The sequence below is a fragment of the Duganella kummerowiae genome (genome assembly GCF_053572355.1).
The window spans coordinates 160,713-174,348 of sequence record NZ_JBKFEH010000009.1 but is presented as its reverse complement, the minus strand read 5'-3'; the positions used below and the strand labels follow the sequence as shown (position 1 = coordinate 174,348).

The 13,636-nt window shown below is 65.5% G+C and carries 18 protein-coding genes; 6 read left to right on the top strand and 12 right to left on the bottom strand.

All coding sequences use genetic code 11. The annotated features are described in order from the left end of the window. Nucleotides 1-3 precede the first annotated feature (3 nt). Nucleotides 4-624, bottom strand: a complete 621-nt coding sequence (locus tag ACLB1G_RS11955; protein ID WP_491627429.1) for an SCO family protein — start codon at nucleotides 622-624, stop codon at nucleotides 4-6. Nucleotides 625-631: 7 nt separating this feature from the next. Further along, nucleotides 632-1,357: an SURF1 family protein gene (locus ACLB1G_RS11950; RefSeq protein WP_491627758.1), complete on the bottom strand. Its 726-nt coding sequence runs from the start codon at nucleotides 1,355-1,357 to the stop codon at nucleotides 632-634. A 27-nt stretch (nucleotides 1,358-1,384) separates the two neighbouring features. Here ACLB1G_RS11950 and ACLB1G_RS11945 point away from each other — a divergent pair, with 27 nt between their 5' ends. Beyond that, on the top strand, nucleotides 1,385-1,588 hold the full coding sequence (locus ACLB1G_RS11945) for a twin transmembrane helix small protein (protein WP_491627428.1): 204 nt from the start codon (nucleotides 1,385-1,387) through the stop codon (nucleotides 1,586-1,588). A gap of 71 nt (nucleotides 1,589-1,659) precedes the next feature. Here the strand turns inward: ACLB1G_RS11945 and ACLB1G_RS11940 are convergent, their stop codons facing one another. The 7 genes from ACLB1G_RS11940 to ACLB1G_RS11910 all read right to left on the bottom strand — a co-directional run bounded on the left by ACLB1G_RS11940 (nucleotide 1,660) and on the right by ACLB1G_RS11910 (nucleotide 7,664). After that, nucleotides 1,660-2,520 (bottom strand): cytochrome c oxidase subunit 3, encoded by an 861-nt coding sequence (locus tag ACLB1G_RS11940; protein ID WP_491627427.1) that lies wholly within the window; start codon nucleotides 2,518-2,520, stop codon nucleotides 1,660-1,662. 45 nt (nucleotides 2,521-2,565) lie between these two features. Next, complete coding sequence (locus ACLB1G_RS11935) at nucleotides 2,566-2,769, bottom strand: DUF2970 domain-containing protein (RefSeq protein WP_491627426.1); 204 nt, start codon at nucleotides 2,767-2,769, stop codon at nucleotides 2,566-2,568. Further along, nucleotides 2,766-3,332 (bottom strand): cytochrome c oxidase assembly protein, encoded by a 567-nt coding sequence (locus ACLB1G_RS11930; protein WP_491627425.1) that lies wholly within the window; start codon nucleotides 3,330-3,332, stop codon nucleotides 2,766-2,768. The genes ACLB1G_RS11935 and ACLB1G_RS11930 overlap by 4 nt, the downstream gene beginning before the upstream one ends. Before the next feature lies 1 nt (nucleotide 3,333). Then, a complete protein-coding gene (locus ACLB1G_RS11925) occupies nucleotides 3,334-3,450 on the bottom strand; it encodes a cytochrome oxidase small assembly protein (protein ID WP_491627424.1) in 117 nt (38 codons plus the stop codon). Then, a complete protein-coding gene (ctaD, locus tag ACLB1G_RS11920; RefSeq protein ID WP_491627423.1) occupies nucleotides 3,450-5,051 on the bottom strand; it encodes a cytochrome c oxidase subunit I in 1,602 nt (533 codons plus the stop codon). Before ctaD ends, ACLB1G_RS11925 begins: the two co-directional genes overlap by 1 nt. 12 nt (nucleotides 5,052-5,063) lie before the next feature. Beyond that, nucleotides 5,064-6,302 carry a cytochrome c oxidase subunit II gene (gene coxB / locus ACLB1G_RS11915; protein WP_491627422.1) on the bottom strand — a complete coding sequence of 413 codons (1,239 nt, stop codon included), beginning with the start codon at nucleotides 6,300-6,302 and terminating at the stop codon, nucleotides 5,064-5,066. Between the two features lie 426 nt (nucleotides 6,303-6,728). Continuing rightward, nucleotides 6,729-7,664: a methyltransferase domain-containing protein gene (locus ACLB1G_RS11910; protein ID WP_491627421.1), complete on the bottom strand. Its 936-nt coding sequence runs from the start codon at nucleotides 7,662-7,664 to the stop codon at nucleotides 6,729-6,731. A 118-nt stretch (nucleotides 7,665-7,782) separates the two neighbouring features. Here ACLB1G_RS11910 and ACLB1G_RS11905 point away from each other — a divergent pair, with 118 nt between their 5' ends. Together ACLB1G_RS11905 and trmL are read left to right on the top strand one after the other, a co-directional pair. Further along, a complete protein-coding gene (locus ACLB1G_RS11905) occupies nucleotides 7,783-8,484 on the top strand; it encodes a ComF family protein (protein WP_491627420.1) in 702 nt (233 codons plus the stop codon). Nucleotides 8,485-8,500: 16 nt separating this feature from the next. Next, nucleotides 8,501-8,971: a tRNA (uridine(34)/cytosine(34)/5-carboxymethylaminomethyluridine(34)-2'-O)-methyltransferase TrmL gene (gene trmL, locus ACLB1G_RS11900; protein ID WP_491627419.1), complete on the top strand. Its 471-nt coding sequence runs from the start codon at nucleotides 8,501-8,503 to the stop codon at nucleotides 8,969-8,971. A 122-nt stretch (nucleotides 8,972-9,093) separates the two neighbouring features. Here trmL and ACLB1G_RS11895 read toward each other — a convergent pair whose 3' ends face one another. After that, nucleotides 9,094-9,576, bottom strand: a complete 483-nt coding sequence (locus ACLB1G_RS11895) for an adenylyltransferase/cytidyltransferase family protein (RefSeq protein ID WP_491627418.1) — start codon at nucleotides 9,574-9,576, stop codon at nucleotides 9,094-9,096. 85 nt (nucleotides 9,577-9,661) lie between these two features. Between ACLB1G_RS11895 and ACLB1G_RS11890 the strand changes: the two genes are divergently transcribed. From ACLB1G_RS11890 to ACLB1G_RS11880, 3 genes are all read left to right on the top strand, one after another. Continuing rightward, on the top strand, nucleotides 9,662-10,597 hold the full coding sequence (locus ACLB1G_RS11890; protein ID WP_491627417.1) for a hydrogen peroxide-inducible genes activator: 936 nt from the start codon (nucleotides 9,662-9,664) through the stop codon (nucleotides 10,595-10,597). A 55-nt stretch (nucleotides 10,598-10,652) separates the two neighbouring features. Continuing rightward, nucleotides 10,653-11,507 (top strand): 4-hydroxybenzoate octaprenyltransferase, encoded by an 855-nt coding sequence (gene ubiA, locus ACLB1G_RS11885; RefSeq protein WP_491627416.1) that lies wholly within the window; start codon nucleotides 10,653-10,655, stop codon nucleotides 11,505-11,507. An 88-nt stretch (nucleotides 11,508-11,595) separates the two neighbouring features. After that, nucleotides 11,596-11,949, top strand: a complete 354-nt coding sequence (locus tag ACLB1G_RS11880) for an ElaB/YgaM/YqjD family protein (protein WP_491627415.1) — start codon at nucleotides 11,596-11,598, stop codon at nucleotides 11,947-11,949. 64 nt (nucleotides 11,950-12,013) lie between these two features. Here ACLB1G_RS11880 and proC read toward each other — a convergent pair whose 3' ends face one another. Both proC and ACLB1G_RS11870 read right to left on the bottom strand, forming a co-directional pair. Continuing rightward, nucleotides 12,014-12,838, bottom strand: a complete 825-nt coding sequence (proC, locus tag ACLB1G_RS11875; RefSeq protein ID WP_491627414.1) for a pyrroline-5-carboxylate reductase — start codon at nucleotides 12,836-12,838, stop codon at nucleotides 12,014-12,016. 58 nt (nucleotides 12,839-12,896) lie between these two features. Beyond that, the gene (locus ACLB1G_RS11870) at nucleotides 12,897-13,598 is read right to left on the bottom strand and encodes a YggS family pyridoxal phosphate-dependent enzyme (protein WP_491627413.1); all 702 of its coding nucleotides are present in this window, start codon (nucleotides 13,596-13,598) and stop codon (nucleotides 12,897-12,899) included. Nucleotides 13,599-13,636 lie beyond the last annotated feature (38 nt).

Sequence of the window (13,636 nt, the reverse complement as noted above, 5' to 3'; positions counted from 1 at the left end):
CCTCTAGCCGATTGCGGATGCCTTGAGCAGCTTGCCCAGGTCTTTCTTGACCCTGGACGGGTCGGGGTTCCTGGGGAAGCGCATCATCAAATGGCCGAGCGGGTCGATCAGGTAGATGTGCTCCTCGGCGCGGTCGCCCTGCCCTTCCAGCGGCAGCCAGCGCTGCACGGCGTCGCGCGGGGCGCGCAGCATGCGGGTGCCGTCGTTCACGCGCAGCAGCATGGTGTCCAGCGGTTCCTGGTCGGTGATCAGCCACACGCGCTCGATGCGCTCCATCTCCTTGCCCTGCATGGTGCGCAGCTGGCGCATGGCGAACAGCTGGTCCTGGCACGACTGCCGGCAGTCGGACGGGCCGACCTTGAGCATGATCCACTTGCCCTTGTACGCATCCAGCCCTTGCGGTGCGCCGTCCAGCGTGGTGCTGGCCATGGCCGGGATGGGATACTGGCGCGGGTCGATCAGCTCACCATAGTTGGTGCGCCCCTGCGGCTTGATGATGTAGTAGGTGATGTAGGAGGCGATGATGGGACCGGCGCACACGGCCAGCACGGCCAGCAGCTTGAGGCGGCCCATGGCCTGCGAAGGTGGCGGGCTTGGCCGGGATGGCGGCGTTGCGGTGTTCATGTTTGCACTATTTTCCACGTCTAAATCCGTTCACGACAAAAAATATCAATGCCATCAGGGCCAGCGCATACCATTGGAAGGCATAGCCACGGTGTTTGTCCACGCCCAGCGAGGGTGCCGGCCAGTCGCGCACCAGGGCCGCATCGTCGCCGCCCGGCGCAGCCGGCGCGCCCTGCTCGACCACGAAGGGCAGCAGGCGCAGGCCGCTGGCGGCCGCGACACCGGCCGGGTCGGCATTCTGCACGATGGCCCCGGGATGAAGCGCGGGCGCGGCGCCCAGCTGCATCACGTGGCCGGTGTCGCGCCGCGCCGCGCCTTCCAGCTCGACCACGCCGGAAGGGGTGGAAACGGCCGGCAAGCGCTCGCGCTGCACCGGATCGCGCGGCAGCCAGCCGCGCGCCACCAGCACATGCATGTCCGATCCCTCGATTGTAAACGGCATCAGCAGATAGAAGCCGGCGCGGCCCTGGTAGGGGCGGTTGTCGAGGTAGAGCGGCCAGCCGGGGACGAAGCTGCCGCGCAGCTTGACGCGGCGGAACTCAGCTTGCGCGCCGTCCATGGGCGCGGCGCCGACCGCCAGGGGCGCGGCCGCGTTGCCCTGCGCCAGCCGGGCTTGCAGCGCCGTCTTTTCCTGCGCGCGGCCCAGCTGCCAGTTGCCCAGCGAGACGCCCAGCGCCACCAGCACAACGGTAGCCAGGAACGGAACTAGCTTGAAGCGGAATGCCATTACAATAAAGCCTCTTAACCCGTGAGCCCTGCCATGAAAATCGTCGTCGCCATCGCCTTCCTTCTCATCCTCGGCAGCCTGGCGTCGGCGCTGTTCTTCCTGATGCGCGACAAGGGACGCAGCAATAATACCGTACGCTCGCTGACGGTGCGGGTCGGCCTGTCGGTGGCGCTGTTCCTGCTGATACTGCTGGCGTACAAACTCGGCTATATCCAGCCCACGGGACTCCCCCGCTGAACAACCGGCGATAAAAAAAGCCGCGGCGGGCCAGCCCGCGCGGCTTTTGCTGAAGCCCGCCTACTGCGTGATCACAGCCAGTACACGACCACGTACAATCCCAGCCACACCACGTCCACGAAGTGCCAGTACCAGGCCGCACCCTCGAAGGCGAAGTGGTTGTCCGGCGTGAAGTGTCCGCGCAGCACGCGGTACAGCACCACCGACAGCATGATGGCGCCCATGGTCACGTGGAAGCCGTGGAAACCGGTCAGCATGAAGAAGGTGGAACCGTAGATGCCCGAAGTCAGCTTCAGGTTCAGTTCGGTGTACGCATGGTGGTATTCATAGGCCTGGAAGCCCATGAAGATGGCGCCCAGCAGGATGGTCAGGAACAGCCACACGGCGGTCTGGGCGCGGTGGCCGGCGCGCAGCGCGTGGTGCGAAATGGTCAGGGTCACACCAGACGTCAGCAGCAGCGCCGTGTTGATGGTCGGGATCGGGAACGGGCCCATGGCGCTATAGGGCTCGACCGTGCCGGCCGGCGAATTGCCCCACTGGGCGCTGAAGTCTGGCCAGATGATCTTGTGATCGAGGTCGCCCAGCCACGGCAGCGTGATGCTGCGTGCATAGAACAGGGCGCCGAAGAAGGCGGCGAAGAACATCACTTCGGAGAAGATGAACCAGCTCATGGACCAGCGGTAGGAATGGTCGATGCGCTGGCTGTACAAGCCGCCCTCGGACTCGCCAATGGCGTCGCCGAACCAGAAGTACAGCACCACGATCACGCAGGCGATGCCGGCCAGGTTCAAATACGGCCCCCAGCTCTGGTCGTTGACCCAGGCCGAGGCGCCCAGCATGGTCAGCAGCAGCGACAGGCCGGCCAGCAGCGGCCAGCGCGAGGGTCCGGGCACGAAGTAGTACGGCGCCGTGGTGGCGTTGTGTGAACTCATCTTCATCTCCTCATCAAACTTGTTTTCAGCTTACATTCGGAACAGCTAACTCTTTGCCACCACCAGCTTGACCACCGTGACCAGGATGCCGATGAACACGGCCACCGCCAGCAGCGCCGCAATCACGATGTGCACCGGATTGAGCCTGGCGTCGTCGCCATCGAAATCCTTCTTGCGCCGCAGTCCGATGAAGGACCACAGCACCGCCTTCAGCGAGTACCAGAAGCCGGGCTGGCGCTGCTTGCTCATCGCGCCGCCGCGCCCGGGGCCTGGGCCAGCCCCGCCACCTCGAAGAAGGTGTAGGACAGGGTGATGGTCTTCACCTCGCGCGGCAGGGCCGGATCGATGAAGAACACCACCGGCATCTGGCGCGCCTCGTGCGGCTTCAGGGTCTGCTGCTTGAAGCAGAAGCAGTCGACCTTCTTGAAGTGCGGCGTGGCGTTCTGCGGCGCGTAGCTCGGGATGGCCTGCGCGCTCACCGTGCGGTCCTGGGTATTGACCACTTCATACATCACCGTGGCCAGCTCGCCCGGATGCACCTGTAGGCTGGAGGCCACGGGACGGAAACGCCACGGGCCCTGGGCGTTGCCGTCGAATTCCACCGTAATGCTGCGGCTCTTGTCGACCTGGGTGTTCTTGTCCAGCCCGACCGTGCCATCCTTCTGCGTGATCACGTTGATGCCCAGTACCTCGCAGATCTGCCGGTACACCGGGATCAGCGCGTAGCCGAAGCCGAACATCAGCACCGCCACGATAAGCAGCTTGCGCAGCAGGATGCGGTTCAGGCCGCGCGTTTCGCTGTCGGCAGCCACGTCAGCCCAGCCACAGCCGCTTGGCGAACACCGACAGGAAGAACAGCAGCGCGACCGAGCCCAGTATCAGGCCGGTGCGCAGGTTGTTCGGCTTCGGTTTTTTGCCGGAATCGCTCATCACTTCACCGTGGGCGGGGTTTCAAAGGTGTGGAACGGGGCCGGCGACGGCACGGTCCACTCCAGGCCTTCGGCGCCTTCCCATGGCTTGGCGGGAGCAGGCTTGCCGCCGCGGATGGCCGGCAGCACCACGAAGAACAGGAAGAACACCTGCGACAGGCCGAAACCGAACGCGCCCACCGAGGCGATCATGTTGAAGTCGGTGAACTGCGCCGGGTAGTCGGCGTAGCGGCGCGGCATGCCGGCCAGGCCCAGGAAGTGCATGGGGAAGAAGGTGATGTTGAAAGTGATCAGCGAGGCCCAGAAGTGGATCTTGCCCATCAATTCGTTGTACATGTGGCCGGTCCATTTCGGCGACCAGTAGTAGAAGCCGGCAAACAGGGCGAACAGCGAGCCGGCCACCAGCACGTAGTGGAAGTGGGCCACCACGTAGTAGGTGTCCTGCAGCTGGATGTCGACCGGCGTCACGGCCAGGATCAGGCCGGTGAAGCCGCCCATGGTGAACACGAAGATGAAGCCGACCGAGAACAGCATCGGGGTCTCGAACGTCATGGAGCCGCGCCACATGGTGGCGATCCAGTTGAACACCTTCACCCCGGTGGGCACGGCGATCAGCATGGTGGCGTACATGAAGAACAGCTGCGAGGTCACCGGCATGCCGGTGGTGAACATGTGGTGGGCCCAGACGATGAAGGACAGAATCGCGATCGAGGCGGTGGCGTACACCATGGAGGCGTAGCCGAACAGCTGCTTGCGGGCGAAGGCCGGCAGGATCTGCGACACGATGCCGAACGCCGGCAGGATCATGATGTAGACCTCGGGGTGGCCGAAGAACCAGAAGATGTGCTGGTACATGACCGGGTCGCCGCCGCCGGCCGCGTTGAAGAAGGAGGTGCCGAAGTGGCGGTCGGTCAGGGTCATGGTGATGGCGCCTGCCAGCACCGGCATCACGGCGATCAGCAGGTAGGCCGTGATCAGCCAGGTCCAGCAGAACATCGGCATCTTCATCAGGGTCATGCCGGGCGCGCGCATGTTGAGGATGGTGACGATGATGTTGATCGAGCCCATGATGGACGAGGCGCCCATCAGGTGCATGGCGAAGATGGCCATGTCCATGCCCGGGCCCATTTGCGTGGACAGCGGCGCGTACAGGGTCCAGCCGGCGGCGGTGGCGCCGCCCGGCACCAGGAAGGAGCCGGCCAGCAGGATGGCCGAGGGCGGCAGCAGCCAGAACGAGAAGTTGTTCATGCGGGCGAACGCCATGTCGGAGGCGCCCACCTGCAGCGGGATCATCCAGTTGGCGTAGCCCACGAAGGCCGGCATGATGGCGCCGAACACCATCACCAGGCCGTGCATGGTGGTCAGCTGGTTGAAGAATTCGGGCTGGAAGAATTGCAGGCCGGGCTTGAACAGCTCGGTGCGTATCATCAGCGCCAGCACGCCGCCGGACAGCAGCATGATGAAGGAGAACCACAGGTACAGGGTGCCGATATCCTTGTGGTTGGTGGCGAACAGCCAGCGCTGCAGGCCGTGCGGATGGTCGTGTGCGTGGTCGTGATCGTGGCCGTGACCGTGGGCCTGATCCAGAGTGCTCGTGCTCATGTTGTCTCCTGATTACTTACGTGCAGCCACGACTTCGGCCGGTTGTACGATATTCTCGGCGGCCTTGTTCGACCAGCTGTTGCGGGTGTAGGTGATCACGGCCGCGATGTCGGTGTCCGACAGCTGCTTCCAGGCCGGCATCTCGCTCGGATACTTGCCGCTCTTCTTGCCGTTCAGCAGGACGTGGATCTGCTCGGCCTTGGGACCGTTGACCACCTCGGAGCCGTCCAGCGGCGCGAACGCGCCCGGCACGCCCTTGCCGTTGGCCTGGTGGCAGACCACGCAGTTGGTGCTGTACACCTTCTCGCCCTTGGTCTTGAGCTCGTCCAGGGTCCAGGTCTTGCTGGGATCGTCGGCCAGGGCCGCCATTTCTTTCTTCTTGCCGTCGACCCAGGCCGTGTACTCGTCGGCCGTCACCACTTTTACCACGATGGGCATGAAGGCGTGCTCCTTGCCGCACAGTTCCACGCAGGTGCCGCGGAAGGTGCCGGTGTGCTCGGACTTGAACCAGGTATCGCGCACGAAGCCGGGGATGGCGTCCTGCTTGACGCCGAAGGCGGGGATGGTCCAGGAGTGGATCACGTCGTTGGCCGTGGTGACGATGCGGATTTTCTTGCCGACCGGGACCACCACTTCATTGTCCACTTCCAGCAGGTAGTTGTCGCCGCGGGCCTGGGTCGGTTCCTGGCCGGGGGCGCCCACCTGGGCGCGCGGCGTGGCCAGGTTGGACAGGAAGGAAATGCCCTCGCCCTCGCCTTTCAGGTAATCGTAGCCCCATTTCCACTGCATGCCGGTGGCCTTGATGGTGAGGTCGGCGTTGGAGGTATCCTTCATGGCCACCACGGTGCGGGTGGCGGGCAGCGCCATGCCGATCACGATCAGGAAGGGCACCACGGTCCAGGCGATTTCCACCGTGGTCGATTCGTGGAAGGTGGCCGGCACATGGCCGACCGACTTGCGGTGCTTGAAGATGGAATAGAACATGACGCCGAACACGGCGACGAAGATGACCAGGCAGATCACCATCACGATGGTGTGCAGGCTGTAGATCTCGGAAGCGATTTGGGTGGCGGGCGGCTGCAGGTTCAGTTGCAGCGGAACCGGTCCGCCGGTACCGCCCGTGGCCGCCGCGTAGGTGCCGGCCGACGTGGCCGCCTTGCCGGCCGGCTCGGCCGCCCAGGCCGGCAGGCTGGCGGCGGCCGCCAAGGCCAGTCCCGGCATCAACGAGTGAAGTCGCTTCGCATGTATCATGTTTTCCCCAACCACCAAGAGTGAATATTTTTCTCTACGACGCCGGGATCGTTGTTCTGAGCCGCCGCCGCTCCTCAACACACGCAGGCCCCATGCCGCCGTGCTTCCATCATGGAATGGAAACCGTTGCCGCCGCGGGGCCTTGATACTGTCTGGTATACCCGACGTCTCCTTCGGGGTTGGCTCAGACTTTTTTTTATCGCTACTTGTTCGTTGCTTGTTCGTTGCTTGTTCTGTTTTTGCCTCCATCGCCGTGAAAAAACCGGGGCGCTGGCGATGTTCCATGCTGGCAAAATTAGTGAATGATTATATAGAACATCAACGACACACTTCAACAAATAATGAAATTCACGCAACCCGGCGCGGTTTTGCCGCACCCTTACAACACCTCGGTTCCAGCGCCCTCACTGCCTTTTCTGCACTGCATCACTGGCGTTTGCGCGGCGGCTCAAAGCGGACGATGGCTTCGCCGGCCGCCGTGGTGCGCGCTGCAGCACGGAAGGCGTGGCCGTACAACACCTCGAAGGTCAGGCCCAGCTTGCCGTCGGGACGGCGCGCGCGCTCCAGCGCCCCCAGCATGCGCTGCCAGGCGCCCTTGCCCATCAGGCCCGCGCGCCGGGTCGAGAGCGGATTGCCGCCCAGGGCGCGCACGTCGGCCAGCAACGCCTCGGCCGTGTCGTAGGTGACAGTGATGGTTTCCATGTCCAGCACCGGAGTCGAGAAGCCGGCCTGCACCAGCTGGTCGCCGAAGTCGTGCATGTCCACGAAGGGCAGCGCGTGCGGCGCCAGGTCGGCCTCGGCGAAGGCGGCGCGCACCTCCTTCAGGGTGTCCGGGCCGAAGCAGGAAAACATCAGCAAGCCATTTACCTTGATCACGCGGCGCCACTCGGCGAATACGCGGTCCGGCTGCGGATGCCAGTGCAGCGCCAGGTTGGACCACAGCAGGTCCAGCGAGTTTGGCGCCAGCGGTATCTCGGCGAAATCGCCGCACACCAGATCGATGCCGGTCTTGGCCGGCAGCAGCTTGCTCATCAGCTGGCTCAGCGGCGAAGCCTTGGCCAGCGGGCCGCGCGCGGCGGCCAGTGCGGCGGCCAGCATCGGTTCGGCCGCGTCCAGGCCCAGCACCTGGGCCGCCGGATAGCGCTTCTGCAGCACGCCCAGGTCGGCGCCGGGGCCGCAGCCGGCGTCCAGCACGCGCAGCGGCGCCAGCTTGACCAGGTCCAGGCGGTCGAACATGCGCGAGGCGATTTCGCGGCGCAGGAAATCGGAGCGTTGCACCCGCGCGGTGCGGGCAAACAGGGCGCGCACATGCTCCAGATCAATGGGTGCGCTCAACTTGGGGGGATGTGCAGGTACTTCCATAGACGTCATGCTGAAATGCGATAATGTCGGCAGTGTACATGGTTGCAAGCAAATGCGAAGCCCTGGCCACGAGATGGACAACTATACTTTCAGCGCTATGTTCCGGCATGGTAGCAATATGCTACTAAGGACCTTGCTGCCGGCCCACTGCGCCCTGTGCGGGATGGACAGCGCCGAGCTGCTGTGCAGCCCCTGCCACGGCCAGTTCTTTGGCCCGGCCGCGCGCCGGGCGCGCTGCGCGTGCTGCGCCAATCCGTTGCCGCCCGGGGTGGACGGGGGCCGCTGCGGGAGCTGCCTGCGCCGGCGCCCCGCCTACGACGCCACCGTGGTGGCGGCCGATTACGCCATGCCGCTGGACCAGCTGGTGCTGCAGCTGAAGTTCGGCCAGCGCCTGGCCCTGGCGCCGCTGCTGGCGCGGCTGCTGCACGCAGCTGCGCTGGACAGTGCCGGCTGGCGCCCGCCCGAGCTGCTATGCCCGGTGCCGCTGGGAGCGGGACGGCTGGCCGAACGCGGCTTCAACCAGGCGCTGGAAATCGCCCGGCCGCTGGCGCGCCTGCTGCGGGTGCCGCTGGCGCCGCGGCTGGCAGCACGCCGCCACGAGACGCGCGCCCAGAGCAGCCTGCCGCCGCAGGAACGGCGCCGCAACCTGGCCCAGGCCTTCAGCGTCGCCGACGCGGCCCTGCTGCGCGGGCGCCACGTCGGCATCGTCGACGACGTGATGACCAGCGGCCAGACCGTGCACGAGCTGGCGGCCCTGTTCAAGCGCCATGGCGCGGCGCGCGTCACCAACCTGGTGTTCGCGCGCACCCCGCCGCACTGATTTTTGAGGAGATGAGATGTTTCACGTCGTACTGGTACAGCCCGAGATCCCGCCCAACACGGGCAATGTGATACGGCTGTGCGCCAACACCGGAGCCCAGCTGCACCTGATCGAGCCGCTCGGCTTTCCGCTGGAGGATTCCAAGCTCAAACGCGCCGGCCTCGATTACCACGAGTATGCGCGCATGAAGGTGCACAAGGACTGGCAGGCTTTCCTGGCCGAGGTGCAGCCCGATCCGGCCCGCATGTACGCCATGACCACGCACGGCTCCTCGCCATTCGCCGGACTGGCGTTCCGGCCCGGCGACGTGTTCGTGTTCGGCTCCGAGACGCGCGGCCTGGAACCGTCCTTCCGCGACAGCTTCCCCACCAGCCAGCGCATCCGTTTGCCGATGCGGCCGGACAACCGCAGCATGAATCTGTCCAACACGGTGGCGGTGGTGGTGTTCGAGGCCTGGCGCCAGAACGGCTATGAGGGCGGGATATAAGCCCGTCTGAACATGGGCAGGGCCAGGCGTGGGCCAAGGCCGTGGCCAAGGCCGCGGCGGCGGCGGCGGTGCGCCTGCACGGCTGGGAGCCGCAACGGCGCCATGGTGATGCTGAACGGGGTTCAGGCCTTGAAGGTGCGGACCTTGGCCAGCAGCTTGCTGGTGGACCGGTCATGCTCGAAATCGATGGCCACCGCCTGGCCGCCATAGGCCAGCACTTCCCGCCCTTCCGGAATCGCATCCATTTGATAATCGCCGCCCTTGGCATAGATCTGCGGGCGGGCCTCGCGCACCACTTCCAGCGCAGTATCCTCGTCGAAGTCCACCACCAGGCTGACCGACTCCAGCGCGGCCAGCACCGCCAGGCGGTCGGCGCAGGTGTTGAGCGGGCGGTCGTCGCCCTTGCCCAGGCGCTTGACCGAAGCGTCCGTATTGGCCGCCACCACCAGCGAGGCGCCCAGCGCGCGCGCCTGCGCCAGATAGGTCACGTGGCCGCGGTGCAGGATGTCGAACACCCCGTTGGTCAGCACCACCGGCTGGGGCAAGGCGGCCACGCGGGCGGCCAGCTGGTCACGGGTGCATATCTTGTTTTCGAAGTCGGGCATGGGGTTTCCTGGTCATTTGGTCGCTGCCCGCATTATATCGGCAGGCTCCGTTGCGTCGAGGCATAGGCTGTGTTCAAATATAAGCATGACTCTGACCGAACTGAAATATATCGTCGCGGTGGCGCGGGCCAAGCACTTCGGACACGCCGCCGAAGCCTGCTATGTCGCGCAGCCCACGCTGTCGGTCGCCATCAAGAAACTCGAGGACGAACTGGGCGTCACCCTGTTCGAGCGCGGCGGCGCCGAGATTTCCGTCACCCCGCTGGGGGCCCAGATCGTGGCCCAGGCCGAGCGCGTGCTGGAGCAGACCGCCGCCATCAAGGAACTCGCCAAGCAGAACAAGGATCCCCTGGCCGGCCCGCTGCGCCTGGGCGTGATCTACACCATCGGCCCCTACCTGCTGCCGCCCCTGGTCAAGGGCATGATAGACAAGGTGCCGCAAATGCCCTTGATACTGCAGGAGAATTTCACGGTCCGCCTGCTGGAAATGCTGCGCCAGGGTGAGCTGGATGCGGCCATCATGGCCCTCCCCCTGCCCGACCACGGCATGTCCATGAAAGCCCTGTACGACGAACCTTTCGTGGTCGCCATGCCTGGCCAGCATCCGTGGATCAAGCGCGCCGCCATCCCGGCCGAGGATTTGAAAACGGAAACCATGCTTTTGCTGGGCAATGGCCACTGCTTCCGCGACCAGGTGCTGGAAGTCTGTCCCGAGATGGCGCGCTACGCCTCGCCCGGCAACGGCATGCAGCGCACCTTCGAAGGCTCCTCGCTGGAAACCATACGCCATATGGTGGCCAGCGGCATCGGCCTGACCGTGCTGCCGCGCGCCTCGGTGGCCGACATGGACGCCAAGGATGGCATGTTGCAATTCCGTCCATTCACCTCGCCGGAACCGTCGCGCCGGGTGGTCATCGTGTGGCGCAAAAGCTTCACCCGCAAGGCCGCCATCGACGCCATCTGCGAGGTGGTGGCCGAGTGCAAGCTGCCCGGCGTATCCATGCTGTGCGAGGACCAGTAACGGCGGCCGCCGCGATTTGCGATAATGGCTGCTTTCTTCACGAGACTGGCATTCCATGAACAAGCTGGCGCTGTACTTTCGCCTCGTCAGGCTGGACAAACCCATAGGCACCCTGCTGCTGCTGTGGCCCACGCTGGTGGCGCTGTGGATGGCCTCGGGCGGCGTGCCCGACCTCAAGCTGCTGCTGATCTTTTCGCTGGGCACGCTGCTGATGCGTTCGGCCGGCTGCGCCGTCAATGACTACGCCGACCAGGATTTCGACCGCCACGTCAAGCGCACCGCCCAGCGCCCCATCACCAGCGGCCGCATCAGCGGCAAGGAAGCGCTGGCCATTGCCGCGCTGCTGGCGCTGATCTCGTTCTGCCTGATCCTGCCGCTCAACGCGCTGACCAAACAATTGTCGGTGGCGGCGCTGCTGATCGCCACCAGCTACCCATATTTCAAGCGTTTCTTCGCCCTGCCCCAGGCTTACCTGGGGATCGCCTTCGGCTTCGGCATCCCCATGGCCTTTGCCGCCGTTCAGGACCAGGTGCCGCCCGTGGCCTGGGTGCTGTTGCTGGGTAATGTGTTCTGGTCGCTGGCCTACGACACCGAATACGCCATGGTGGACCGCGACGACGACCTCAAGATCGGCATCAAGACCTCGGCCATCACCTTCGGCCGCCACGACGTGCTGGCCGTGATGCTGTGCTATGCCCTGCACCTGGCGCTGGCCCTGGTGTGCGGCCTGCAGCTGGGGCTGGGCCGCTGGTTCGTGGCCGGTATCATCGTGGCGGCGGCCATCGCGGCCTACCACTACACCCTGATCCGCCACCGCGAGCGCGATCCCTGTTTCTACGCCTTCCGCCACAACAACTGGCTGGGGGCGGCCGTGTTTGCCGGCACTGCGCTGGACTACGCCCTGCGCTGAAGCGCCGCACCATTGAATGCCGCGCCGGGCCGCATGGCCAAATAATGTCTACAATGGCCGTCTTCACCCACCAATGACGAGGCGCGACATGGACCAGACCAATCAGAACAACGGACAGCAGCTGGCGGACAGCCGCGACAGCATCGCAGCCAACCGCGAACAGCTGATGGATAACCTCAGGAACGTGATCGACGAAGCCGAGGACTGGCTGCGCGATACCGCCAACGGCCTGGCCGAGGATGGCGCCGACGTCAAGGCGCGCTTCGAGGAAACCCTGCGCACGGCGCGCCAGGACTTGCTCAAGCTGGAAGACAGCGTGATCGCCCGCACCAAGCTGGCGGCGCAGTCGGCCGACGAATACGTGCAGGCGAATCCCTGGCGCGCCATCATCATCGGCGCCACCGTCGGCCTGCTGGCCGGGGTGCTGATCAGCCGCAAATAAGGCGATACTGCGCCCGGGCCGGGACTGGGGAAAGCCCAGGCCGCACGACGCGGCCTGGCAAAATTCAGCCAGCCGCGCCCAGCTCGTCGCCCAGTTCCCTGGCGCGCGCGGCGGCGGCCTTGATGCCGGTGAGGAAGCCGGCTTTCACGCTGGCGGCATCCATGCTGGAGAGGGCGGCGTAGGTGGTGCCGCCCTTGGACGTGACGCGCTCGCGCAGCACGGAAGCCGGTTCGCCCGACTGCTGCGCCAGCTGCGAGGCGCCTGCAAAGGTGGCCAGCGCCAGCTGCATGCCCTGCTCCTGGCTCAGGCCCAGCTCGACGGCGGCCTGCTGCATCGCTTCCATGAAATAGAACACATAGGCCGGACCGCTGCCCGACAGGGCGGTGACAGCGTCGATCTGCTCCTCGCTGTCCAGCCACACGGTGGCCCCCACCGCGCGCAGGATGGCGTCGGCCGATGCGCGCTGGGCCGCGCTCACGCCGCCGCCAGCCACCATGCCGGTGATGCCCTGGCCTATCAGGGCCGGGGTGTTGGGCATGCAGCGCACGATGGCGCCGTAGCCGTCCAGCCAGCGCGCCAGGTCGGCCACACGGATGCCGGCCGCGATGCTGATCACCAGCGGCTGCGCGCCGCCGGCAAGCAGCGGCGCCAGCTGCTGCGCCACCTCGCGCATGTTCTGCGGCTTGACGGCCAGCACGATCACGTCGGCGCCGGCCACCGGCGCGCCCAGCGCGGCTGCGGTACTGACGCCGAACTGGGCCTGCAGTTTGTCCAGTGCGGCCTGGTTGGGGTCGACCACGTGCAGGTGTTCGCCTGCCACCTGCTTGCCCGCCAGCCCGGCGACCAGGGCGGTGGCCATGTTGCCGCCGCCAATAAATGCTATTTTCATCTCAGTCTTTCTACATGCATGGAGTAAGGCCTGCCCGGACGCGCTTCAGGCGCGCACTTCAACCATAATTGCGCTTGCCGAAGATGGCGCTGCCGATGCGTACCATGGTGGCGCCTTCCGCCACCGCCGCCCGCAGGTCGGCCGACATGCCCATGGACAGGGTATCGAGTTGCAGTCCGCCGGCGCGCAATTGCGCGGCCAGCTCGCGCAGGCGCGCAAAGGGCGCGCGCTGTGCGTCGAAACCGCTGGCCGGCTCGGGGATTGCCATCAAGCCACGCAGTTTCAGGTTCGGCAGGGCTGACACCTTGTGGGCCAGCGCCTCCACTTCCGACGGCGCCACGCCACTCTTGCTGGCCTCGCCGCTGATATTCACTTGCAAACAGATGTTGAGCGGCGCCATGCCGGCCGGGCGCTGCTCGGACAGCCGCTGCGCGATCTTTTCGCGCTCGACCGTGTGCACCCATGCGAAATGCTCGGCGATGGGGCGCGTCTTGTTACTCTGGATGGGACCGATGAAGTGCCATTCCAGCGCGGCCCCTGGCTGGATCTCGGCCAGGGCGCGCATCTTGTCCAGGGCCTCCTGCAAGTAATTCTCGCCGAAGGCATGCTGTCCGGCCGCCAGCGCTTCCAGCACGGCTTCCGGGCCGAAGGTCTTGGACACGGCCAGCAAGCGCACGGCATCCGGAGCACGTCCACACTCTTGGGCTGAAGCAATAATTTGGGCCGTGACGTCTTGCAAGTTCCTGGCGATTGTGGACATAATCGATGAGCGGATTAACACTTAGAGGCAGGGATTAT

Excerpts from the sequence above, each read along its gene's own strand:
- ACLB1G_RS11955 (WP_491627429.1), bottom strand. The coding sequence starts at position 624 with ATGAACACCGCAACGCCGCCATCCCGGCCAAGCCCGCCACCTTCGCAG.
- ACLB1G_RS11945 (WP_491627428.1), top strand. The coding sequence starts at position 1,385 with ATGAAAATCGTCGTCGCCATCGCCTTCCTTCTCATCCTCGGCAGCCTG.
- ACLB1G_RS11940 (WP_491627427.1), bottom strand. The coding sequence starts at position 2,520 with ATGAGTTCACACAACGCCACCACGGCGCCGTACTACTTCGTGCCCGGA.
- ACLB1G_RS11935 (WP_491627426.1), bottom strand. The coding sequence starts at position 2,769 with ATGAGCAAGCAGCGCCAGCCCGGCTTCTGGTACTCGCTGAAGGCGGTG.
- ACLB1G_RS11925 (WP_491627424.1), bottom strand. The coding sequence starts at position 3,450 with ATGAGCGATTCCGGCAAAAAACCGAAGCCGAACAACCTGCGCACCGGC.
- ctaD (WP_491627423.1), bottom strand. The coding sequence starts at position 5,051 with ATGAGCACGAGCACTCTGGATCAGGCCCACGGTCACGGCCACGATCAC.
- coxB (WP_491627422.1), bottom strand. The coding sequence starts at position 6,302 with ATGATACATGCGAAGCGACTTCACTCGTTGATGCCGGGACTGGCCTTG.
- ACLB1G_RS11910 (WP_491627421.1), bottom strand. The coding sequence starts at position 7,664 with ATGGAAGTACCTGCACATCCCCCCAAGTTGAGCGCACCCATTGATCTG.
- ACLB1G_RS11905 (WP_491627420.1), top strand. The coding sequence starts at position 7,783 with ATGCTACTAAGGACCTTGCTGCCGGCCCACTGCGCCCTGTGCGGGATG.
- trmL (WP_491627419.1), top strand. The coding sequence starts at position 8,501 with ATGTTTCACGTCGTACTGGTACAGCCCGAGATCCCGCCCAACACGGGC.
- ACLB1G_RS11895 (WP_491627418.1), bottom strand. The coding sequence starts at position 9,576 with ATGCCCGACTTCGAAAACAAGATATGCACCCGTGACCAGCTGGCCGCC.
- ACLB1G_RS11890 (WP_491627417.1), top strand. The coding sequence starts at position 9,662 with ATGACTCTGACCGAACTGAAATATATCGTCGCGGTGGCGCGGGCCAAG.
- ubiA (WP_491627416.1), top strand. The coding sequence starts at position 10,653 with ATGAACAAGCTGGCGCTGTACTTTCGCCTCGTCAGGCTGGACAAACCC.
- ACLB1G_RS11880 (WP_491627415.1), top strand. The coding sequence starts at position 11,596 with ATGGACCAGACCAATCAGAACAACGGACAGCAGCTGGCGGACAGCCGC.
- proC (WP_491627414.1), bottom strand. The coding sequence starts at position 12,838 with ATGAAAATAGCATTTATTGGCGGCGGCAACATGGCCACCGCCCTGGTC.
- ACLB1G_RS11870 (WP_491627413.1), bottom strand. The coding sequence starts at position 13,598 with ATGTCCACAATCGCCAGGAACTTGCAAGACGTCACGGCCCAAATTATT.